The organism is Flavobacterium sp. TR2 (assembly GCF_025252405.1).
Taxonomy (GTDB): domain Bacteria; phylum Bacteroidota; class Bacteroidia; order Flavobacteriales; family Flavobacteriaceae; genus Flavobacterium.
This window is the reverse complement of sequence record NZ_CP104307.1, coordinates 4,744,644-4,766,656: the sequence shown is the minus strand read 5'-3', so window position 1 is coordinate 4,766,656 and position 22,013 is coordinate 4,744,644. Positions and strand designations below refer to the sequence as shown.

The 22,013-nt window shown below is 36.4% G+C and carries 16 protein-coding genes and 1 riboswitch; all 16 genes read left to right on the top strand.

The window, feature by feature from the left end; translation table 11 throughout:
* Positions 1 to 90 precede the first annotated feature (90 nt).
* Positions 91 to 1,572 carry a glycoside hydrolase family 10 protein gene (locus N4T20_RS20300; RefSeq protein WP_260670876.1) on the top strand — a complete coding sequence of 494 codons (1,482 nt, stop codon included), beginning with the start codon at positions 91 to 93 and terminating at the stop codon, positions 1,570 to 1,572.
* 13 nt (positions 1,573 to 1,585) lie between these two features.
* The gene (locus N4T20_RS20295; protein WP_260670875.1) at positions 1,586 to 4,087 is read left to right on the top strand and encodes a beta-N-acetylhexosaminidase; all 2,502 of its coding nucleotides are present in this window, start codon (positions 1,586 to 1,588) and stop codon (positions 4,085 to 4,087) included.
* 3 nt (positions 4,088 to 4,090) lie between these two features.
* Positions 4,091 to 5,395 (top strand): serine hydrolase domain-containing protein, encoded by a 1,305-nt coding sequence (locus tag N4T20_RS20290; RefSeq protein WP_260670874.1) that lies wholly within the window; start codon positions 4,091 to 4,093, stop codon positions 5,393 to 5,395.
* Positions 5,396 to 5,791: 396 nt separating this feature from the next.
* Positions 5,792 to 7,654: a TonB-dependent siderophore receptor gene (locus tag N4T20_RS20285; RefSeq protein WP_260670873.1), complete on the top strand. Its 1,863-nt coding sequence runs from the start codon at positions 5,792 to 5,794 to the stop codon at positions 7,652 to 7,654.
* 252 nt (positions 7,655 to 7,906) lie between these two features.
* The gene (locus N4T20_RS20280; RefSeq protein ID WP_260670872.1) at positions 7,907 to 8,167 is read left to right on the top strand and encodes a hypothetical protein; all 261 of its coding nucleotides are present in this window, start codon (positions 7,907 to 7,909) and stop codon (positions 8,165 to 8,167) included.
* A 251-nt stretch (positions 8,168 to 8,418) separates the two neighbouring features.
* On the top strand, positions 8,419 to 11,088 hold the full coding sequence (locus N4T20_RS20275) for a PAS domain S-box protein (protein WP_260670871.1): 2,670 nt from the start codon (positions 8,419 to 8,421) through the stop codon (positions 11,086 to 11,088).
* A 3-nt stretch (positions 11,089 to 11,091) separates the two neighbouring features.
* The gene (locus tag N4T20_RS20270) at positions 11,092 to 11,538 is read left to right on the top strand and encodes a response regulator (RefSeq protein WP_260670870.1); all 447 of its coding nucleotides are present in this window, start codon (positions 11,092 to 11,094) and stop codon (positions 11,536 to 11,538) included.
* A 220-nt stretch (positions 11,539 to 11,758) separates the two neighbouring features.
* Positions 11,759 to 11,859: riboswitch (SAM riboswitch) on the top strand.
* Between the two features lie 251 nt (positions 11,860 to 12,110).
* Positions 12,111 to 13,100: a TlpA disulfide reductase family protein gene (locus tag N4T20_RS20265; RefSeq protein WP_260670869.1), complete on the top strand. Its 990-nt coding sequence runs from the start codon at positions 12,111 to 12,113 to the stop codon at positions 13,098 to 13,100.
* Positions 13,101 to 13,195: 95 nt separating this feature from the next.
* A complete protein-coding gene (locus tag N4T20_RS20260; RefSeq protein ID WP_260670868.1) occupies positions 13,196 to 14,674 on the top strand; it encodes an aminotransferase class V-fold PLP-dependent enzyme in 1,479 nt (492 codons plus the stop codon).
* Positions 14,675 to 14,769: 95 nt separating this feature from the next.
* On the top strand, positions 14,770 to 14,931 hold the full coding sequence (locus N4T20_RS20255) for a hypothetical protein (protein ID WP_260670867.1): 162 nt from the start codon (positions 14,770 to 14,772) through the stop codon (positions 14,929 to 14,931).
* Positions 14,928 to 15,404: a cupin domain-containing protein gene (locus N4T20_RS20250; RefSeq protein ID WP_260670866.1), complete on the top strand. Its 477-nt coding sequence runs from the start codon at positions 14,928 to 14,930 to the stop codon at positions 15,402 to 15,404. Before N4T20_RS20255 ends, N4T20_RS20250 begins: the two co-directional genes overlap by 4 nt.
* A 363-nt stretch (positions 15,405 to 15,767) precedes the next feature.
* Positions 15,768 to 17,072, top strand: coding sequence for a TolC family protein (locus N4T20_RS20245; RefSeq protein ID WP_260670865.1), 1,305 nt, complete (start codon positions 15,768 to 15,770; stop codon positions 17,070 to 17,072).
* A gap of 11 nt (positions 17,073 to 17,083) precedes the next feature.
* Positions 17,084 to 18,148 carry an HlyD family secretion protein gene (locus N4T20_RS20240; protein ID WP_260670864.1) on the top strand — a complete coding sequence of 355 codons (1,065 nt, stop codon included), beginning with the start codon at positions 17,084 to 17,086 and terminating at the stop codon, positions 18,146 to 18,148.
* Between the two features lie 3 nt (positions 18,149 to 18,151).
* Positions 18,152 to 19,720: an MFS transporter gene (locus tag N4T20_RS20235; protein WP_260670863.1), complete on the top strand. Its 1,569-nt coding sequence runs from the start codon at positions 18,152 to 18,154 to the stop codon at positions 19,718 to 19,720.
* Positions 19,721 to 19,873: 153 nt separating this feature from the next.
* Positions 19,874 to 20,578: an ion channel gene (locus N4T20_RS20230; protein WP_260670862.1), complete on the top strand. Its 705-nt coding sequence runs from the start codon at positions 19,874 to 19,876 to the stop codon at positions 20,576 to 20,578.
* A gap of 178 nt (positions 20,579 to 20,756) precedes the next feature.
* Positions 20,757 to 21,848 carry an AI-2E family transporter gene (locus N4T20_RS20225; RefSeq protein WP_260670861.1) on the top strand — a complete coding sequence of 364 codons (1,092 nt, stop codon included), beginning with the start codon at positions 20,757 to 20,759 and terminating at the stop codon, positions 21,846 to 21,848.
* The last annotated feature ends 165 nt before the right edge of the window (positions 21,849 to 22,013 follow it).

Here is a 22,013-nt window from a genome sequence, read left to right as displayed (position 1 = left end):
CACAAATTCCCACAAATTAAATCTGCAAAATCTGCAAGAGAAAAAGGTTAAATTATTCAACAACAATTAGCTAACCAAAAATACAATCTTATGAAAAGCCTAAAATTACTAATCCTAATTTTACTGTTTCAAACGAAACTTTTCAGTCAGCAGTCACCAAAAAGAGAAATGCGTGCCGCTTGGATTTCTACCGTAGAAAATATCGACTGGCCGTCTAAACCGGGTCTATCAGACAAAGAAATGAAGAATGAAATGATTGCTATTTTGGATAATCTCCGTTCTTATAATCTAAACACAGTCATTTTTCAAATCCGCCCAACAGCCGATGCGTATTACAAATCGACAAAAGAACCAGCATCGCACTGGATAACAGGAACCCAAGGTGTTGCTCCGGGCTTTGACCCATTGCAGATGATGATTGATGAAGCAGGAAAACGCGGCATGAATGTTCATGTCTGGCTGAATCCGTACCGTGTGCAGAAAGATACGGTAAGAGATGTGCTTTCAAAAAATCATCTGTACTTTAAAAGACCTGACCTTTTCCTGACTTATGGAAAAACGAGATACTTTAACCCGGGTTTGCAAGAAACTAGAAACTTCGTTGCTTCTGTAGTGGGCGAAATTGTTCGCAAATACGATATTCAGGCAGTTCATATGGACGATTATTTTTATCCGTATAAAATTGCGGGCCAAGAGTTTCCAGATGCTAAAGCATTTGCAAAAGAACCGCGCCAGTTTAAAGATAAAGATGATTGGAGAAGAGATAATGTCGATTTGATCATCAAACAAATCAGAGATACGATCATTGCCAATAAGCCAGAAGTCGAATTCGGAATTTCGCCTTTTGGAGTTTGGAGAAATATTGATAAAGACTCTGAAGGCTCTAAAACTAGTGCAGGAGCTACCAATTATGATGATTTGTATGCGAATATCTTAAAATGGCAAAAAGAAAACTGGATCGATTATGTCACGCCTCAGCTATATTGGCATATTGGTTTTGACCGCGCCAATTTTGAAGTTTTGGCAAAATGGTGGGCAGAACACAAATATGGAGCAAATGTTTACGTAGGCCACGGCGATTATAAAATTTCGACTTCGGCAAAAGAACCAGAATGGAGAAGTCCGGATCAAATTGTGAAGCAAATTGAAATGATTCGCAAAATGCCTCAAATTGATGGTTCGATGCATTTTACAGCGTCGAACTTTCTGAAAAAAGGAGATACTTTGAGAAAACCTCTTCTCCAAAAAGAATACAAATACATTGCCTTAACTCCCGAAGCGAACAGAATTACAAGATTAAAACCAGAACCGCCAACAAATGCCGTAATTGCCAAAAAAGGCAATCATGCTGTTTTGACTTGGAAAGCAGCTTTAAACGATAAGAAATATGTGATTTACAGATTTCGAAAAGGAAAAATAACCGATTTCTCAAATCCTGAAAACATTTATTATGTAACAGCAGCTCCAAAACTAGAAGTGCCAAATGCCGATTTGGAAAACTACGTTTATGCGCTCACCGCTTTGAGTCAGACCCAGACAGAAAGCAGCCCGATAGAATTTTCAGTAAAATAAAAACATAAAAAAGATGAGAAAAAGTATTCTTCTACTAGCCATATTCCTAAGCTCGCTTAGTTTTGTACAAGCCCAAAAACTAGACATAATTCCAAAACCCGTATCGGTTCAGCAAAGTGCAGGACAGTTTGATTTGCCTTCACCTCTAAAAATTGTTATCGATAAAAAACTTAAAAATAGTGCCGATTATATCACGGCAAGCATTTCAAAAAATACAGGAATAAGCCCAATTGTTTCCATCGGAAAAAAACATGGGAAAAATACAGTTTCATTTTTAGTAGATAAAAAAATGAATCTTCCAGATGAAGGCTATCAGTTAGAGATAAACCAAAAAGGAATTTTCGTAAAAGGAAAAACGGATAAAGGGGTTTTGAACGGATTTCAGACCTTCATGCAGATTTGTTCTGCAAAAGAAGTTAAAAAAGGAACCCTTCCGTTTGTACAAATTGAAGATTATCCGCGTTTTGACTGGCGTGGTATGATGCTCGATTGCTCAAGACAATTTTTTGACAAACAAACCGTAAAAAATTATATCGATTGGCTGGCTGCTCATAAAATGAATGTTTTTCATTGGCATTTGACAGATGATAACGGCTGGAGAATCGAAATCAAGTCGTTGCCAGATTTAACTTTGAAAGGCGCTTGGAGAGGCCCCGGCGAAGTTTTACTGCCATCTTACGGTTCTGGAGACAAACGTTACGGAGGCTTTTATACGCAAGAAGACATTAAAGAAGTCGTGGCTTACGCTGCAAATCGCGGAATCTCGGTTATGCCAGAAATCGAAATTCCGGGACACTCGCGTGCGGTTACAGCTTCGTATCCAGAAGTGGGTTGCGTTATAACGCAGGAACTTAAAAGTGTTCAGGGCGAAGTGAAAAATGTCTGGTGCGTGGGACGCGAAGAAAACTATGATCTTCTAGATTCGATTATCAGAGAAGTTTCTGGACTATTTCCTTTTGAATATATTCACATTGCAGGAGACGAAGTCAATCGCGCCAATTGGGAGCATTGCCCAAAATGCCAAGCTTTGATGGCAAAAGAAGGTTTTACAGATAGTTTTCAGCTTCAGAATTATTTCTTTAAAAGAGTTCAAGCAATTGTAGACAAATACCATAAAAAAACAGACGGCTGGAATGAAATACTGAAAGGCGGAGAAATCAATCCAAACACGCTGATTTCTGCTTGGCAAGGAATAAGCTACGGAATTGAGTCGGCTAAAAAAGGATATAAAACGATTATGATGCCGGGACAATTTACGTATTATGATATGGCACAGTCAGAAACAGAACGAGGCCACCGCTGGGCAGCAATTACCGATACTAAAAGAGCCTATTCGTTTGAACCAATTCCCGATGCAGATTTAACGCCAGAAGAGCAAAAAAAGATAATCGGAGTTCAAGGCGCTTTGTGGAGCGAATACCTAGATCGCCCTGCAAGAATAATGGAATATCAAAGTTATCCGCGAATTAGTGCGCTGTCTGAAATTGGCTGGTCTAAAAAAGAAGACAAAAACTGGGATGATTTTTATGGAAGATTAACCAACAGCCATTTAAAAAGACTGGCAGATATGGGAATTGCTTTTAGAGATTTCCCTCCGACAGCGATTTACAAAAACGGAACGATTACCGTAACTCCGCCTTATGAAGGTGCTGTCGTACGCTTTGATAAGGAAGGAAATGAGCCAACAAGACAATCGCCTTTGTATACAGAACCAATTCAAACCAATGATTACGAACGCTATATGTTCAGAGTATTTTTTAATGAATATTCGGCCAGTCCAGCGGTAAAAGCAGAGAAATTGCCTGTTGCCAATTGGAATACCTCGAAAGCGGAAGTTTTGGCTATTTCTGAAAATATCTCACAGCATATCGACAAAAAAGGCATTTGGTATCTGGCATTTAATCCGTCAGATGATGGAGCAAATGGAACAATTAAAAATGTCTCGCTTTTTGAAAATGATAAATTAATTCAGACTTATGCAGACGAAAAAGCTTTAAAAACAAAGCCTCGCCTGCGATTTTTGATTGATAATTACAACCCGAAAAATACATACAGATTAGATTTTACGGTAGAAAATAAAGAAGAGAAAAAGTCTGCGGCAAATGTAAAATTCAACTGTTCGCCATATCAGGAACCAGAAGTAAAAGTGACTTCTTCGATGGCAGAAAATCCAAAGTTCCCAATTTCGAACCTGCAGGATTATAACGAAGAATCGTATCTGCGCACCGATGTGGCGTGTAAAGACGGAGACTGGATTTTGTACACTTTTACCAATCCTATAACATCCTCTAAAATTGATGTTTTAACTGGAATTCCGCATCACCCGAGATTTATAATAAACAATGGTTATGTTGAGTTTTCATACGATGGAACCGATTTTATAAAAGGCGATAATTTTGATTACGGGAACGCATCAATTTTTCCGAAACAGCCTGTAAAAGCAGTTAGAATACAAATTACAGGAACTAATAACGAGCCTTTGATGGCGGGACAGGACTTAAAAATTAATCCGTAAATCATGAAAAAGATAATATTTAGCATCACCATTATTTCTTTTGTTTTTTTGGGAATGAGTTTTCATTCGCCTAAAAAAATAAATAGTGACGGCAACAATAAAGAAAATGAAGCCTACATTGATTCGATGATGCAGAATGCGCTTAAAAACGGCTTTTTTCCGGGAGCGCAAATTATTGTCGGCACAGGAGATTTTAACTTGATTTCCAAAAACTACGGTTATCATGATTATACCAAAAAGCAATCGGTAAAAACGGAAGATGTTTTTGATTTGGCTTCGATGTCTAAAGTTTTAGGAGCAACACTAGTTACCATGCGTTTGGTTGGGAATAACAAACTGAAACTCACAGACCAAGTTGGCCAGATTGTTCCAATGTATAAAAATACAGCTATTGCCAATTTAACGCTTTTAGAGCTCTTAACGCATACTTCTGGATTAACGCCAAGCATTACTTTTTATCAGGCACTGCTTTCTACGCCAGACAACTCGCCTCTGTTGAGCAATCAAAAATCGGAGCAATATCCTGAGCAGTTTGATAATATGTTTGTGAATAAAAACATTATTTACGATTCTAAATATCTGGTTTTTGAACCAAAGGAAAATTGGATTCAGATTTATAAAAATATGTGGCTCAATCCAGAATTTTATCCTTCGGTTTATGAAAGGATTGCGAAAGCGAATACAAATCCGAGAGGAAAATATTTGTATAGCGATTTGAACCTGCTTTTGGTGAAACAGATGATTGAAACCAAAACAGGAAAAAAACTCGATCAGTTTACAAATGAAATATATACAGAACTAGGCATTTCAAAAATTGGATATAATCCGTTAAAATGGACTTCGGCAGAAAATGTAATGCCAACTGAAGTGGATCATTTTTTCAGAAAAGATACTGTAAAAGGTTATGTGCACGATGAAGCGGCGGCTATTTTTGGAGGTGTTTCAGGAAATGCAGGTTTGTTTGCCAACGCAGAATCGATTGCCGTAATCTGCAAAATGTTAATGAACAATGGAAATTATAAAGGAAAACAAATTCTAAAAGCAAATGTTGTAAAAGAGTTTACAGATTCACCGCTTGCAAAAGAGGGCATCTATCGCGGTTTGGGCTTTGACAAAAGAAAACCAGACGAGTTTTTTACAAAAGACGATTTTGGGCACACAGGTTTTACTGGAACTTTTTTCTTTATGAACAGAAAAACAAATCGATTTTTAATCATTCTGACCAATCGTGTAAATCCAACTCGAACAAACAGATTAATGTACAAAGACGATTTTAGCGCCAAAATCTGGAGACAAATCAATAAGTGATTTTTTTGTTAGCCACGAATTGCTTTACCTGTTCGTTGTCGCTTGAATCATGAATTATTGTGGGAAAATGGAGCAAATGCAAGGCGTTTATTAGCCACGAATTCACGAATTTTTCTTTTACAATCTGTGTATTAAAAAGGCGCGATGAATTACTTCAATGATTTGAAATAATTCGTGAATTGCTTCGTCAGTTCGCTATCGCTCGGGTCGTGGCTAATAAAAAATAACTCAAAAAAGGATAGTTAAATATTTGATTTATAAGTAATATCTTTCAGTATTGCTTAGATTTAGGCAAAATAGAACAGAAATTCATCCGGACTAGTTATAATTATAAAACTGGTATGCTTTATTGGTACGGTAAGCAACTACTTTTGCCAAAAAAATAAGTAAACCAAAATGAAAAAAATCTATTTTGCTGTTTTTACAGTAATTTGTACCAATTTTTACGCGCAGACAAAAAAAGACTCCATTAACCAAATGGATGAAGTGATTATTAACGAAGGCCGTTTTAACACGCCTATTTCTAAACAAAACCGAAATGTATATGTAATTTCGAGTGAGACAATTAAAAAATTGCCAGGAAGAACATTACAGGAAGTACTGCAATATGCCAACGGAGTAGACATTAGACAAAGAGGTCCATTTGGAACTCAAGCAGACATAAGCGTTGATGGAGGAAGTTTTGAGCAGACGGTTGTTTTATTAAATGGAGCAAAAGTAATTGATTCGCAAACGGCTCATAATATGCTAAACCTGCCTCTTCCGGTTGAAGCAATCGAAAGAATTGAAGTGGTTCGTGGTCCGGCAGCAAGAATTTACGGAATCAATAGTTTAACTGGAGCAATCAATATTATCACGAAAAAACCAACCGATTCTGGATTTCTAGTGAGCACGTATGCGGGATCTAATTTCGAAAAAGATACTCAGGATACAGGAGATACTTTCTACGGAACAGGAGTACAGGCTGGAGCAGTTTTAGGCAAAGAAAAACAGCAGCACTTGCTTTTTGCTTCGCACGATAAAAGCAACGGTTACCGTTACAATACAGCATTCGAAAACAATAAAATTTTCTATCAGGGAAATGTGCAGATCAATGATAAAAATGAAATCTTAGGTTCTGCTGGTTATATCAAAAACGGATTTGGCGCAAACGGATTTTACGCTGCGCCTGGAGACAAAAATTCTACAGAAATTGTTCAGACTACATTTGCCAATATTCAGTCCAATCATCAAATTACTGATAGCTGGAAAATTATGCCGAGAATTACCTACCGATACAATTATGACGATTATCGTTATTTAGGAAATTCAAATCTAGCTGTTGGAAGAAGCCAGCATTACACCAACTCGATTGCAGGAGAATTGAACTCTACAGTTAAATTGTCAAAAGGAGAAATTGGTTTTGGAGCCGAGTTTAGAAACGAAAACATTCATTCGACAAACATTGGAGATCACGATCGCGAAAATGTTGGACTTTATGCAGAATATAGAAGAAGTTTTACTGAAAAATTGGATGTCAATATCGGGACATATTTAAACTACAACTCAGATTATAAATGGCAGATTTATCCGGGAATTGATGCAAGTTATGCCATTACTGATGCATTTAAAATTATAGGAAATGTGGGAACCAGCCAAAGAATTCCGTCTTTTACAGATTTGTATTTGAAACAGACAGGAAATATAGGAAATCCAGATTTAGAATCTGAAAATGCTTTTCAGAGCGAAGTTGGGTTTAAATTCAACAAAAAAGCTTTGAGCTTAAATGCCAATTATTTCTACAGAAAAATAGACAATTATATCGACTGGATGCGTAATGCTACAAATGTGCCTTGGCAAAGCCAGAATAAAGGAGATTTGAATACAAACGGAATCAATTTACGCGGAACTTACAGATTTGATTTCTCTAAAGATTCTAGATTGAGCATTCTTTTAGCCTACACTTATTTAGATTCAGAGTTCAAGACAGATCGTACAGAAACGTACTCAAAATATGCAATTTCTTCATTGAAGCATCAAATTACCAATACAATAGATTATCAGTTTAAAAACTTATCTGTAATGTTTGCAACTCGTTTTAACGAAAGAATTACAGGACCATCTTATTGGGTAAACGACTTTAGAGTAAGTCAGGCAATTAATAAGTTTACCATTTTCTTAGACGGGCAAAACATTTTTAATGCAACTTATTATGAAGTAGGGGCAGTGCCGCTGCCATCTCGCTGGTTTACTTTGGGAGTTAAACTGGTAACTTTTTAAGAGAATTTTTTTCAGAACTTTAGATTGTTAGAAACAGCCTGTAAGCCTTGTGTTTGCAGGCTGTTTTGTTTTTCAGCTTAACCAAAAAATATAGTTAAATCAGCAGTTAATATTTTTTAAGATTATAAAATCATATAAACTTTTTTTAAAATGATATAACAGATGTTCTGTTTAATTTGTTGAATTTTACCTTTTTATGAAATGGGGCAATAATCAGGCTTTCAATTTTTGAGGGTGTAAAATAATAGAAAGATGGATACAAAAAACGAACAAGACGATTTATTCCAAGATGGCATCGATCGCACTCAGGAATCAAATTGGGATCCAATTTTAGGATACCATATGTATTTTCCCAATGATGAAAATATAGACCAGCATATAAACGAAAATCCAATCTCTAAACCCAATACGGGAGATTGGGGCGATGACAAAGATTATGAAGAGCTGAGACATAAAAATCATTCGACTATGGATATTAGCACTTTTGGGAACGAAGAAACAAAAACAGATTAATTGTAAACGAGCGGAAAGTTTTCCGCTCTTTTTGCATATTAGAGCGATACCACTATTATTTATTTGAATTAAAAAGCTGATTCTTAAATTTAAGTAAGAGAATTAATATAAGATTGGTCGGGATAGTGAATTTCGGATGAAATCGTTTTGAATAATGTTTAACATAATAGTGTTTTTATTTATATTTGAGAAAGAATTTAACAAAATTATATGTTAAACGGCACAAGAAAATACTCTTATTAAATATCATAATGGAGCTGATACACAATTTAGAACTTTTTCAGACCATTTTTAATTCTGCGCCAAACGGTATAGCGGTTTTACAGCCTTTGTACAATAAGGAAGGCAAAGCAGAAGATTTTTTGATATTGCTGTTTAATAACTACTTAATAAACTGGATCGGCAATTCAGATTATAATGGAAAAAGATACAGTGAAATCTTTTCTAATGTAAAAGAAACAAACATTCTCGAAAAGTTTATTGAAACTTTAGAAACCGGTATTCCAGCTAATTTTGAGCATTGGTACCGCCATGAATCCGAGAAGCATTGTTTTAGATTTACTGCCGTGAATCAAGGCCAGCTGTTGGTGATCACAATGGAGGATATCACCGAAAAAAAGCAAGCAGAAACAGCTTTGAACGAAGCATTGATTGAGACCGAAAAGCAAAAAAGACTTTACGATTCCATAATAAACAGCACCCCCGATTTGGTGTATGCATTTGATCTCGATTATAAATTCACTTACGCAAACAAAGCCCTACTGACAATGTGGGGAAAATCGGCAGAGGATGCCATAGGACGCGGATTAAGAGAAAATGGCTATGAAGACTGGCACGCCGAAATGCACGAAGCGGAAATAGATGCTGTTGTTGCCGAAAAAAAGCCCATTCGAGGAACAGTTTCTTTCCCGCACGCAGAACTGGGAAGAAGAATTTACGACTATATTTTTGTTCCAGTTTTTAATGAAAGAGGAGAAGTAGAGCTTGTAGTTGGAACTACGAGAGATATTACAGAAAGCAAGCAAGCCGAAGGAAAACTTCAGCAAAGCGAGAATCGTTTTCGTAAAATGATCCATCAGACGCCCGCTCCAACCTTAGTGCTTAGGGGCGATGATCTAGTCATTGAGCAAATCAACAAGCATATGCTGCAAATGATTGGCCGCGGAGAAGAAATTATCGGTATGCGATTGATAGACGTACTGCCAGAACTTGAAGGGCAGTATGTGTGGGAACAGGTTCTTAAAGTGTACAATGAAGGAATTCCTTTTGACCAAAGCGAAGTTCTCGTACCGCATAATCGCACAGGAGAAGTAAAAAACTACTATTACAATTTGGCCTATCGTCCATTAATTGAAGACGGAGAAATAACAGGAATGATTCAGGTTGCAGTCGAAGTGACGCAGCAAGTAGAAGCGCGCCAAAAAATGGAAGAAAGTGAAAGCCGTTTTCGAGCTTTAGTCAACGCGTCATCCGATCTCGTTTACCGCATGGATGCCGACTGGATGATTATGCATGATCTCGAAGGCGAACGGCTTTCTAGCACTGGAGGACACGGAATCAATTGGCTGGATAAATTTGTCCATCCCAGCGATTTAAAGCAGGCGGTTCATCTTATTTCAAAATCGATAGTAGAAAAAAGCATTTTTGAAATGGAGCACCGAATCATAAATGCCGATGATTCTGTCAAATGGGTCTTTTCAAGAGTGGTTCCAATATTAGATGAGAAGCAAAAGATTGTAGAATGGTTTGGTGCCGCAAGTGATATTACTTCGCAAAAAGAACTTCAAAATGTAATTGCAGAAAGCGAAGAAAAATTCAGACAGCTTGCAGATCTGGTTCCGCAAATTATCTGGACAGCACATCCAGACGGATTCATAGATTATTATAATAGACGTTGGTATGAATATACAGGTTTTAACGAACACGAATTTGGCGATTCCAGCTGGGTTCCGACACTTCACCCAGATGATGTTTCTCGGGTTCTAAAAACGTGGTACCAAAGTGTTCATGCAGGCTCTTCGTATCAGATTGAATTTCGTTTAAAAAATGGAAATACAGGAGAATACCGCTGGTTTTTGAGCAAGGCGCTTCCTATTAGAGATAAAGAAGGCATCATTACCAATTGGTTTGGCACCTGCACCGATATACATGAGCAAAAATCTACGACCGAAAAACTGGAGATTCTGGTGGCAGACCGAACCAAAGAGCTGCAGCGTTCTAACGATGACTTACAGCAGTTTGCCCATGTTGCTTCGCACGATTTGAAAGAACCCGTGAGAAAAATAAAAACATTTGTAAGCCGTCTGGAGGACCATTTGGAAGGACATCTTGACGAGTCGTCAACGAGATATATTGAAAGAATTCATGTCGCGGCAGACCGTATGTTTACTATGATTGACGGTGTGCTTGCTTATTCTAAAATCAATGCCGATTTGCAAAAAACGACAATGGTCGATTTAAATGAAGTCATTAAGAATATTGAAACCGATCTTGAAATAGCGCTTCAAAATACAGGCGGTAAAATTTACTATGAGGAGCTTCCAATTCTAGAAGGAGCTTCTGTATTGCTGTATCAGCTGTTTTATAACCTGATAAATAATTCTATAAAATTTGCTAAAGAAAATGTGCCTCCGCTAATTACCATTAAAGCACAAGAGCAAAACGAAGACGGTAAACGAACAGCCGTAATTACTGTTGAAGATAACGGAATTGGATTTGATCTTGATCATACCGGACGCATTTTTGAAACTTTTACCCGTCTAAATTCTAAAGACCGCTATGAAGGAACAGGTTTAGGACTGTCTCTTTGTAAAAAAATAACCGAAAGGCACGGTGGAAGTATTACGGCAACTGGAGTTTCTAATGAAGGGGCTGTTTTTAGCATTACGCTGCCAATTGAACAAAAAGAAAAAGATATCTAAATTATGAGCCAAAAAATAATTTTATTAGCCGATGATGATAAAGATGACGCAGAAATGTTTTGCGAAGCATGGGCAGATATAGATGAAAGTATTGTTTGCCATTGTGCAGAAAATGGCGATGAAGCATTAAAAATACTGCAGAGTCAAGACAAAATTCCTGAGGTTGTCTTTCTAGATTTAAATATGCCCATTATGAATGGCTGGGAATGTTTAAAGCAATTAAAATTGGATGATCGCTATAAAGAGATTCCGGTAATCATGATTTCTACTTCCTCTTATAAAAATGATATGGATGCTGCTGCTAACCTTGGAGCTGTGTGCTATTTTGTAAAACCAAATAATTTTAATGACTTAAAACAAGTGCTGCGCTCGATTGCCTTAAATCTTGATAACGGATTAAAAGAGCCGATTTCAGATCTGGAAAATAAATACCTGCACATTTTTCTTTAAAACATAAAAACATATTTTGAGCGGAAGGCTTAAAATGTATGAATTTCTTCTATTGATAAAGCGTTTTAAAAACTCTTATTTTGTTTTTAAAATTTTGATTATTAGTGTTTTGGGTCTTTTTAAAAACCGCTTTTTAATAAATTTGAAAAAAAATCAATTTAAACTTTACTAATTCGGTAGAATTACTATATATTTGTATCGCAGAAAAGTTATATCATGATACTTATCCAGAAAGACTGAGGGAATAGGCCCAATGAAGTCTTAGCAACCTGTTGCCGAATAAGGTGCTAAATCCTTCCGCTGAATGCGGGCAGATAAGAAGATTTCATCCGTAAATCTGTTTAAGATCATAAATGTTAAATCTTTATTTTTTTTAAATGAAAGCAGAATCAATTTTATATGCCGGTTATGAGTTTTTGAATTCAATTTTTGAAGAAAACAGTTTTGCTTTTTTTTGAAGGCAAAAACTCTAGCTTATCCCACACATTTCTTTTTAAAAAATAGCAACAATTGCTGATGGCATTTTCCATTGGCCTGAAATTCTTTTGTCTAATCTTAAAATCAAAATAAAAATGAAAAAAATACTATTAGCTTTTGCCTTGTTTCTTGGAGCTGCTCAAACGCAGGCGCAAGAAAATAATTTGCAGTTAAAAGGTACTGTTGCAGATACAGTGGCACAATACGTTTACTTGCAGAAGTTTCACAATAAAATGTTTACCACGATCGATTCGGCAAAAGTAAAAGACGGGAATTTTAGTTTTAAAACAAAAGTAAAAATGCCAGATCTATACGGATTAAGCGTAAATACAGAAAGCTCGCCATTGTATGTTTTTCTAGAAAAAGAACCGATTACAGTAAAACTGAGTCCGAAGAAATATTATACAGCATCTGTGGTTGAAGGTTCTGCTTCTCAGGATTTGTTTGAAACCTACAAAAAGGCCAAAGATGTTGAAATCAGCAAATTTATAACCGAAAATCCAAAATCTATTGTTTCTGCTTATGTATTGTACAGAAACTGGTCGTACAGATTATCTCCAGAACAGATCACGCAAAATATCGCTTTGCTAGACAAGAGCCTTCAAAATACCACTTACGTGAAAGAGCTAAAAGAACTGGCTATTGTTTTAGACGGATTGGCAGTTGGTAAAAAAGCCCCAGATTTTACAGCCAATGATCCTAACGGAAAGCCAGTTCGTCTATATGACAATTTAAAAGGCTACACTTTAATCGATTTTTGGGCTTCGTGGTGCGGACCGTGCCGAAAAGAGAATCCGAATATTGTAGCGGCTTATAAAGAATTTCATGATAAAGGATTCAATATCGTGGCAATTTCTCTGGACAAAAAGAAAGAAAATTGGATTAAAGGAATTCAGGATGATAATTTAACATGGACGCACGTTTCTGATTTGCTTTTTTGGAACAGCGCAGTAGCTAAGCTGTATGGCGTAAGAGCTATTCCGGGAAATTATTTAGTGGATTCAAAAGGGACAATTGTTGCCAAGAACCTGCACGGAGAAGAATTGCAAGCTACATTAAAAAGACTTTTAGAAAATAAAATCTAAGAAAGAAATAGGCAATCCTGTCTTCCTGATGAATGATAAGATTGAAAAGAAATACAAATAATTGCACTATTAGTTAATTTTAAAATGACAAGGATATGAATGCTATTGAGCCAACAACAAAACCAACAGAGCCTGAGTGTTACTTCTCTAAATTTAGAGAAAACACAGTAGGAATAGATCATACTTTCGAATCGGTTTACGGAGAACAGAACCTAGTTTATGCAGACTGGGTTGCCAGCGGAAGACTATACGCCCCGATCGAGGATATAATGCTCAATAAAATTGGTCCTATGATTGCCAATACGCATTCACTTTCAAGTCAGACAGGAAAAACATCTACTTATGCCTATCAGTATGCGAGAGAAATAATAAAAAAATCGGTTAATGCCAATGAATCTGATGTTTTGGTAACGACGGGAAGCGGAATGACAGCTGCCTTATCAAAACTGCAGCGCATTATTGGCGTGAGAAAAAATTACGAAACAGAAACTGATAAGCCCGTAGTTTTTATCACACACATGGAGCATCATTCCAATCAGGTTCCGTGGTACGAAATTAATGCCGACGTTGTAATTCTTCAGCCTGATGAGAATAATTTAGTCAATCCGAAAGCTCTTGGTGATGCCATTGCAAAATATGCCGACAGAAGCTTAAAAATCGGTTCATTTACGGCTTGCTCAAATGTTACGGGTATTATTACGCCATATCACGAATTGGCCAAGATTATGCATCAAAACAAAGGACTTTGTTTTGTAGATTTTGCGGCTTCGGCACCTTATGTCAAAATTGATATGCACCCTAGCGATCCAGAAGAACAATTGGATGCAATTTTCTTTTCGCCCCATAAATTTTTAGGAGGTCCCGGAACCTGCGGGATTCTGGTTTTTAATGAAAAATTATACCAATCTGATTTTCCTGATAATCCAGGGGGAGGAAATGTAAGATGGACCAATCCGTTGGGAAAATATTGCTACAGCGATAGTATAGAAGTGAGAGAAGATGGCGGAACTCCTGGATTTTTGCAGGTTATTAGAACCGCATTGGCTTTAGAATTGAAAGAGCAGATGGGAATAGAGAAAATTAAAGAAAGAGAAAAAGAACTGCTTGATCTCTGCTTTTCGAGACTTCAAAAAATACAGGGTTTATCGATTTTAGGAGATTTAACCACTGAACGAATTGGCTGTGTATCGTTTGTAATTGAAGACATTCATTACAATCTGATCGTTAGGCTTTTAAATGACCGTTTCGGAATTCAGGTGCGCGGAGGCTGGTCGTGTGCAAGCACTTATGCGCATTATTTGTTCAATATCAGCGAAAAGAAATCGGCAGAAATTACAAACGAATTATTGCAGCGAAATCAGACCAATAAACCCGGCTGGGTTCGTTTGTCGCTTCATCCCATTACAACCAATGAAGAGCTTTTGTATATCTGCGACGCAATTGAAAAAGTGGCTTTGAATTATAAAAAATGGAAAAAAGATTATGAGTATAATTCGGTTTCAAATGAATTTGAAAATCCGAAAATTAAAGATAATATTGAAAGAGAAGTGAAGCAATGGTTTAAGTTAGATTAGTATTAGTTAGTAGCAAACCTAACAGGTTTTTAAAACCTGTTAGGTTTATAAATGAAATTTTTAAACAGATACAATATGATTACTACAAAAACGGATTGACGGAATTAAGCCATTTGATAGAAAACGAAATAATCAGTCCGCCAAATATTAATGTAATTGGAGAATTGAATAAAGAAACGGTTGATACAGCACTTGCACTCCTAAGAGAAAATAAAACGAATGGCAGAAAACTAATCATGAAGATTCATAAAGAATGAGAACAATACCAAGGAGAATCGTAACAGGCTTGCGAAACGGAAAATCGATTATAGAGCAGGATGAAATTGTTTCGAATGTATCGGAGCATTTTCCGGGATTAATTATTTCAGATATCTGGTCGACAGATTCGACACCAGCAAAATTTGAAGAAAAGGTTATAGAAAATAATGCTTTTCCAAATACTCCAAAAAACGGAAGCTATTTTCGCTACGTTCAGATTCCGCCCGATAAAGATTTGGGTGTGATAGCCTTAGAAGGAAAACCGCATCCGCTAATGCATCAGACCGATACTTTAGATTATATAATCATTATTTCGGGTGAAATTTACCTGATTGTAGACGAAGAAGAAACCTTGCTTCAAGCTGGGGATATTGTAATTCAACGCGGAACGAACCATGCTTGGAGCAACCGATCAAATTCGCCTTGTATCCAATTGGCCGTTTTATTGGATGCCGTTAAAGCTGAAAAATAATATATATACGCCGATAATTACATTTTGATTTCTTTCTAAAATTGCAGTGATTTGTTTGATTACTGCAATTTTTTTTCCTTTAAAATAAGTCTTGAAGCCTTAAAAATTGTTCCAATTTATAAAATGAAACAATTTTGAGTATTCGTTTTCTAAAGTGTTGAATAATAATTGTTTAAATTTATGTCAAAATAATTATATCAAAATCCCAATTTCAGAATGTACGCCGTGATTTTTTTAAGGTAAATTTCAATTTTTACCGAAAGTTTTGTTGAATAATATTGATTGCAAATTCCCAAAAATGAAAAATCAAATCAATAAAATCGGATGTGTTATTGGCAATTTAGAGTTTTAAATTTAAAACTTTTGATTCTTTTCCTATTGTGCTGCTGCAAGTTAGGTTTTGCACAGCAAGATACCGTCAGTCTTAAATCTGCAAAAAAAATAAGACTTGACGAAGCTATTTTATTGGGCATTAAAAACAACAGGCAGCTAAAACTGGCAAATGCCGATTTGGCCATTGCTAATGAAAATGTCGGTCAAGCTAAAATTGCAAAAGCGCCAAGAATAAGCCTAAACGGCGGATACAATTATATTGGAGATCCTAAGCTGTATGAAGGATTTTATCAAAGCCAGATTACGGTAGATTATTACAACCATCAGGCATTTGCCAATATTATTTCAACACTGCCTATTTACGCTGGAAACGCGATTAATAACAGAATCAATCAGCAGGAATTAATCAGTCAGATGCAGAAATCTGCCGTGAGAATGACCGAAGCTGATGTGAAGAATGCCATTACAGAACAATATTTCACACTCGAAAAATTATACCGTCAGATTGAGGTTACGAAACAAAATATCATTAATACCGATATTCGAATAAACCAATTAAAATCGCGTGTAAAGAACGGACAAAACCTCACAAGCGACCTTTTGAGAACCGAATTGCAGCAGTCTAATTTTAAGGTTTCAGTTTTTAGAAGCACCAACACGATTGAGCTGATAAGCAATTATTTGGATATATTAATTGGTTTTCCAACCAATACGATTCTGAAGCCCGAAGTGGCAGAAAGTATGATTCCGACAGAAAATATGAACTTGGAGGAAAGTTTAGAAGAAGCTTTTCAGAACAGAGAAGAAATAAAACGGGCGGCTGTAAAAATTAAGCTTTCAGAATCATCATTGAGTTTGACCAAAAGCGGATTTAAGCCTAACGTAAATGCAAATCTTATTTTAAATACAGAATATCCTGCGCAATGGCCCAACTATGTCAATTTGCTTAATTACTGGGCGGCGGGACTTTCTTTAAACTGGGATATTTCTAGTCTTTATAATCTCAAACATCGCATTAGCGGCGACAAACTGGAAATTGATAAGAGTAATATAGCGCTGGAAGTTACCAAAGACCAGATTTCTACAGAAGTCAAAAATGCATACGTCAGATATGCAGAAAGCAAAGAAAATATCAAAACCTACAAAAAAGATGTAGAGCTGTCAATGAGCAATTATAAAATTGTAAAAAGCCGTTATGATAACGATTTTGCCTTAATTAGTGAGATTGTAGATGCCGAATTACAGCTAAATAATTCCCGAATATCCTTAGTAAATGCCAATCTAGATTTGATTATTCAATATTACTCACTTCAATATGCAATGGGCAAACTTTAATATTTCTTGTTATGAGCGAAGCAGATACACAAAACGGAGCAGTTCAGAAAAGTGAAAAAAAGAGAAACAGCATTCTCACGGTATTGTCTTTTGCTTTTTTAATCGCAGGCGGATTGTGGATTTTAAGTTTATTCTTTGATTTCAGTTCTTATGAAACCACCAATAACGCTCAGGTAGAAGCATATATCAATAATGTTGCTGCGCGCGCTACGGGGCATATTAAGGAAATAAAATTTGAAGCCAATCAGCTGGTGCATAAAGGAGATACTCTAGTTGTTTTAGACGATTCAGAATACATCATTAAAGTCAAACAGGCAGAAGCAGATCTGGCTATAGCCGAAGGAAACCTGCATTCGCTGCAGCAAAATATAACTACTTCGGTTTCCAATCAGGCCTCGGGAAAAGAGAAGTTGGCGGGCGATTTGGCCAGTTTAGAAAAAGCTCAAAAAGATTATCAGCGTTTTAAGAATATGTATGCCGATTCGGCCGTGACACGAAATCAGTACGATCAGGTTATTTCCAAATTAAAATCAGAAGAGGCTTATGTCAAAGCAGGACAAAAAAGTCTGGAAGCAAGCAGTTCAATCACAAAACAAAGTTCGATTAATCTGGAAGCAGCCACAGCTACAGTTGCAAGAAAGAAAGCAGATCTTGATGCGGCAAAATTACAGCTGTCATATACCGTTGTATTGGCTCCTGCTGATGGTTTTGTGGGAGAGCGAAATTTATCTATTGGGGAATTGATCAATGCCAATCAGACTATTGCGACAATCGTACTGACTGAAAAATTATGGGTTTCGGCGAATTTTAAAGAAACTCAGATAGAGAAAATAAAACAAGGACAGGAAGTCACCATTACGATTGACGCTTTGGACGGAAAAGAATTTAAAGGAAAAGTAGCCGGTTTTTCTCCTGCCACTGGAGCCAAATTTTCAATGGTAGAACCCGATAATTCGACTGGAAATTTTGTAAAAATAACGCAGAGAATCCCAGTTAAAATTGAATTTGAAACTCCAGCAAAAGAGCTGCAGGAAGTAAGACCGGGAATGAATGTAACTGTTGAAGTAAAAAAATAAAAGATGTTTGCAGGAAAAAAAAGGAGCGTTTTTACACTGGCAGGATTGTATATCCTGACGATTCCTTTTTTTAATGGGCTCAATGTCACAACTTACGATAATTCGCAGATATTAGGGCATTTTGGACCTTCGACAACGGCTTTTAGTTATGCAGTTTACATTCCCATTTTTGCGATGCTGGCTTTTCTGCCTTTAGGGTTAAAATTAGGAAAACAGATTAAGGTTCGCACCATGATTTTATCAGTTTCGTTTTTATCGCTGCTTTTTAATACGGCTTCATTGTTTGCGCCAACTATTGCTTGGTTTGTTTTGTGCCGTTCGCTATTGGCCATTGTTTCCATTATCGGAATATTTGCTTCGATGGTGCCTATTTTGCTCAAATATAATCCAGCTTTCAATATGGCTTTGATGTATGGCATTTTTCAGTTTATTCAAAAAGGGAGCCAGCATCTGTATCAATATTTAGGGACACATTTTGTAAGCTTTCACAATTGGACGTTTGGAATTTATTTTCTGAACGTCAATTTTTTAATCTGCATTTTACTGGCTTGGTATTTTTATAGAGCCGATGTTGCGCCTCTGAAAACCAAATTTCAATTTGATTGGAGAGGCTGGATCATCCTGATTTTGTTTTTTGCCATTATTCTTTTTTTATGTGCCGAAGGACAGACCAGAAACTGGTTTAGCGATCCTAAAGTGACGCTCGCTTCAGCATTTTTATTGATCACAATTGGCATCTATCTGCTTCATGTTCGTTTTACGGCAGAACCATTGATTAATCCTGATGTCTACAAATTTAAAAATGTTATTCCAGGAGCATTTCTAATGTTTTGTATTGGTGTAATAAACGGAACTGGAAGTGTCGTAACAGGCTATATGACCAATGTTTTAGGATTTGATCCTGTTCTTGGAGCTGTCACGCATCTTTCATTGCTCATAGGGTTATGCATCTCAATTCCGCTTTCAACTTATCTTTTATACAAACGCATTTATCTTGCCACCATTTGGGTGATTGGTTTTGCTTGCTACGGAATGTACCACATGATACTTTTTTTTAGGTTCTATCCCGGAATCGATGCTTCTGATTTTTATCTGCCTTTAATTTTTAAAGGATTAGGAATGGGGTTTCTTTTTCCTGTTTCGCTCCTATATATTTCTGAGGGAATTCCTCCGCTTCTGAGCACATCGCGCATGATGACGGGAATTATTGCTCAGGCTGTTTTTGCTTCTTTATTGGGAAGCGCTGTTTTAGGAACTTTTATTTCTAATATGAATGTACAGCACAAAACGGGTCTGAGCCAGCAATTGAGTCCGATTAATAAACAAGCCGAAAATCAGCTCGAAAATTCGAAAAGAAATTTTTTAGCCATGGGATTGTCAGACACCGAGGCACAGAAAAAAGCAGAAAAAAGCCTTTCCAATCAGACCTCGCAAGCTTCTATATTATTGGCTTACAAAGATATTTACCTCGTAATGTCGGCGGTGAGTTTCCTGCCCATTTTCATTATACTGCTTTTCAAACTTTGGCGCAGACCAATAGGAAGGGTAGAAGTAGAGCCGATACCGATTTGAGGGTGATGGAGTGAGAAGTAAGAGTAAAGAAGTAAGAGTAAAGAAGTAAGAGTAAAGAAGTAAGAGTAAAGAAGTAAGAGTAAAGAAGTAAGAGGCAAGAGTATAGAATTCCTTAGGCTTCAGGATTGAAATTTAACATTTGGAATTTATATTATGATAGTAAAAAAAGATCATTTCTTATATAGCTTTTGGACTCAAGAAAAAGGGCTTAGCGGTATGCTGATATTGCTGTGTATCACGCATTTTATTGTCATTCCTTTTTTTGGCAGCTATAACCGTCTTATGGTGGCTGTCAATATATTTTGGATGCTGTTTCTTTTTGCCGGAATTGTGGCTTTATCAAAACATAAAAAACAGGCTATCAGTATTTCGATCATTCCTATTTTATTTTTAATCATACAGTACATTAATTATTTAAATCACAATGTCTTCATCCTTTTTGCAGACCTTATTTTTTCTGTTGCCATAATGCTGCTTATGATTTCACTGGTTTTGATAAAAGTCTTAGAGCCAGGTCCCGTAACCACTTACCGTATCGTAGGGTCTATCGTTGTGTATATGCTCTTAGTTCATTTCTGGTCAACACTCTATTTGTTTCTTTTTGAACATATTGAAGGCTCGTTTCAAATAACCAAAACCAAATTTTCTAGCGACAGTGATCGGGCTAGTTTTATATATTTCAGCTACATCTGCATTACCTCGACAGGTTTTGGAGAAATACTGCCCCTTCATCCTTTGGCGCGTTCTTTAGTTCAGATTGAAGTGCTCACAGGCGTTTTATATCCCGTCATCTTAATTGGAAGACTGGTTTCAGATGCGAATTTTGCTTTTCCGAAAAGAGGCAAGAGGCAAGAATGAAAATTGTTTTCTGAAAGGAGGCAAGAATCAAGAAAAAAGATTGTCAAGTTTTGCTTTTCTGAAAGGAGGCAAGAGGTTAGAAGAAAGATTGTCAAGTTTTGCTTTTGAAAGGAGGCAAGAATGAAGAAGAAAGATTAACAATTCACCATCCATAACTCACCATTTAAACACGATAACCATGAAAACAACCAATTCGAATAAAAAGAAAGAACTCTTTGATACCATTTTGCAGTTATTTTTCATATTTCTCCTTGTCGGATTTTGTCTCAAATTGCTGTTGCCTTTTTTTATGCCTATTCTTTGGGCTGTAATATTGTCTGTTGTATTTTACCCCTTTTTTAATTCGCTGCAGCGAATACTAAAAGGGCGAAAAGCATTGGCATCGGTTGTTATTACCGTTTTGATTATTGCTATTATGGTGTTGCCATTAATTTATTTTTTGAAAGCCGCAACGGGAAATTTCTTGGAACTGAAAAATAGTTTTGAAGCGGGAACACTTAAAATTACTCCGCCAGGAGCTTCTATAAAAGAATGGCCCATAATTGGCAAACCGCTCTATGAATTTTTATTGTCTTTGTCAACAGATTTAGAGCAGAGTGTTGTTAAATATCAAGATCAGATAAGAGAATTGTCGTCTAAAATTATGGCTAGTATTTTGAGTTCGGGAGCTGCATTTCTTCAGTTTATCTTATCGGTTATTATTGCGGGTGTTTTATTAGTATCTCCGGGAGGTAAAGCTTTCTTTATGAAATTCCTTAAAAAAATAGCAGGAAATGAGGCCGAAGAAATTATGAAGATTTCTGTTTCAACTATTTATCAGGTAGTAAAAGGTATTTTGGGTGTTGCAGTTATTCAGACTATCATTCAAGCAATTGGATTATTTATGGCAGATATTCCGTATGCAGGAATCCTAACTTTGATCTGTCTGATATTTTCTATTCTGCAGATTGGACCAATTATAATTAATATCGGAGTAATTATTTATCTTTTTTCGACAGGTGATTCTGGCTATGCAATTTTTTGGACAGTATTTTTCATCATCAGCGGACTTTCAGATAATGTGCTAAAACCGCTTTTATTAGGTAAAGGGGCGCTAGTGCCAATGCTTGTGATTTTTCTGGGTGTAATTGGCGGTTTTATCATGTCTGGTTTCATCGGATTGTTTGTGGGGCCAATTGTGTTTTCGATAGGTTACAAATTGTTTGTGGCATGGCTGGATGACAACGCAGAACCAATTGAAGAACCAGCAGAAGATATTGAAATTGTTTAAATTGTGAATTGTGAAATGTGAAATGTGAGGTGTAAGATGTAAGATTTAAGATGTGAGATGTGAGTGTCATTTTACTTTTCACATTTCACATCTTAAATCTTACATTTCATACCTTAAACTTTTTACATTTGAATTAACAATTCACACTTTATAATTCACAATTAA

Bases quoted from the DNA above. Each gene is read 5' to 3' on its own strand.
- N4T20_RS20300 (WP_260670876.1), top strand. From the start codon at position 91: ATGAAAAGCCTAAAATTACTAATCCTAATTTTACTGTTTCAAACGAAA.
- N4T20_RS20295 (WP_260670875.1), top strand. From the start codon at position 1,586: ATGAGAAAAAGTATTCTTCTACTAGCCATATTCCTAAGCTCGCTTAGT.
- N4T20_RS20290 (WP_260670874.1), top strand. From the start codon at position 4,091: ATGAAAAAGATAATATTTAGCATCACCATTATTTCTTTTGTTTTTTTG.
- N4T20_RS20285 (WP_260670873.1), top strand. From the start codon at position 5,792: ATGAAAAAAATCTATTTTGCTGTTTTTACAGTAATTTGTACCAATTTT.
- N4T20_RS20280 (WP_260670872.1), top strand. From the start codon at position 7,907: ATGGATACAAAAAACGAACAAGACGATTTATTCCAAGATGGCATCGAT.
- N4T20_RS20275 (WP_260670871.1), top strand. From the start codon at position 8,419: ATGGAGCTGATACACAATTTAGAACTTTTTCAGACCATTTTTAATTCT.
- N4T20_RS20270 (WP_260670870.1), top strand. From the start codon at position 11,092: ATGAGCCAAAAAATAATTTTATTAGCCGATGATGATAAAGATGACGCA.
- N4T20_RS20265 (WP_260670869.1), top strand. From the start codon at position 12,111: ATGAAAAAAATACTATTAGCTTTTGCCTTGTTTCTTGGAGCTGCTCAA.
- N4T20_RS20260 (WP_260670868.1), top strand. From the start codon at position 13,196: ATGAATGCTATTGAGCCAACAACAAAACCAACAGAGCCTGAGTGTTAC.
- N4T20_RS20250 (WP_260670866.1), top strand. From the start codon at position 14,928: ATGAGAACAATACCAAGGAGAATCGTAACAGGCTTGCGAAACGGAAAA.
- N4T20_RS20240 (WP_260670864.1), top strand. From the start codon at position 17,084: ATGAGCGAAGCAGATACACAAAACGGAGCAGTTCAGAAAAGTGAAAAA.
- N4T20_RS20235 (WP_260670863.1), top strand. From the start codon at position 18,152: ATGTTTGCAGGAAAAAAAAGGAGCGTTTTTACACTGGCAGGATTGTAT.
- N4T20_RS20230 (WP_260670862.1), top strand. From the start codon at position 19,874: ATGATAGTAAAAAAAGATCATTTCTTATATAGCTTTTGGACTCAAGAA.
- N4T20_RS20225 (WP_260670861.1), top strand. From the start codon at position 20,757: ATGAAAACAACCAATTCGAATAAAAAGAAAGAACTCTTTGATACCATT.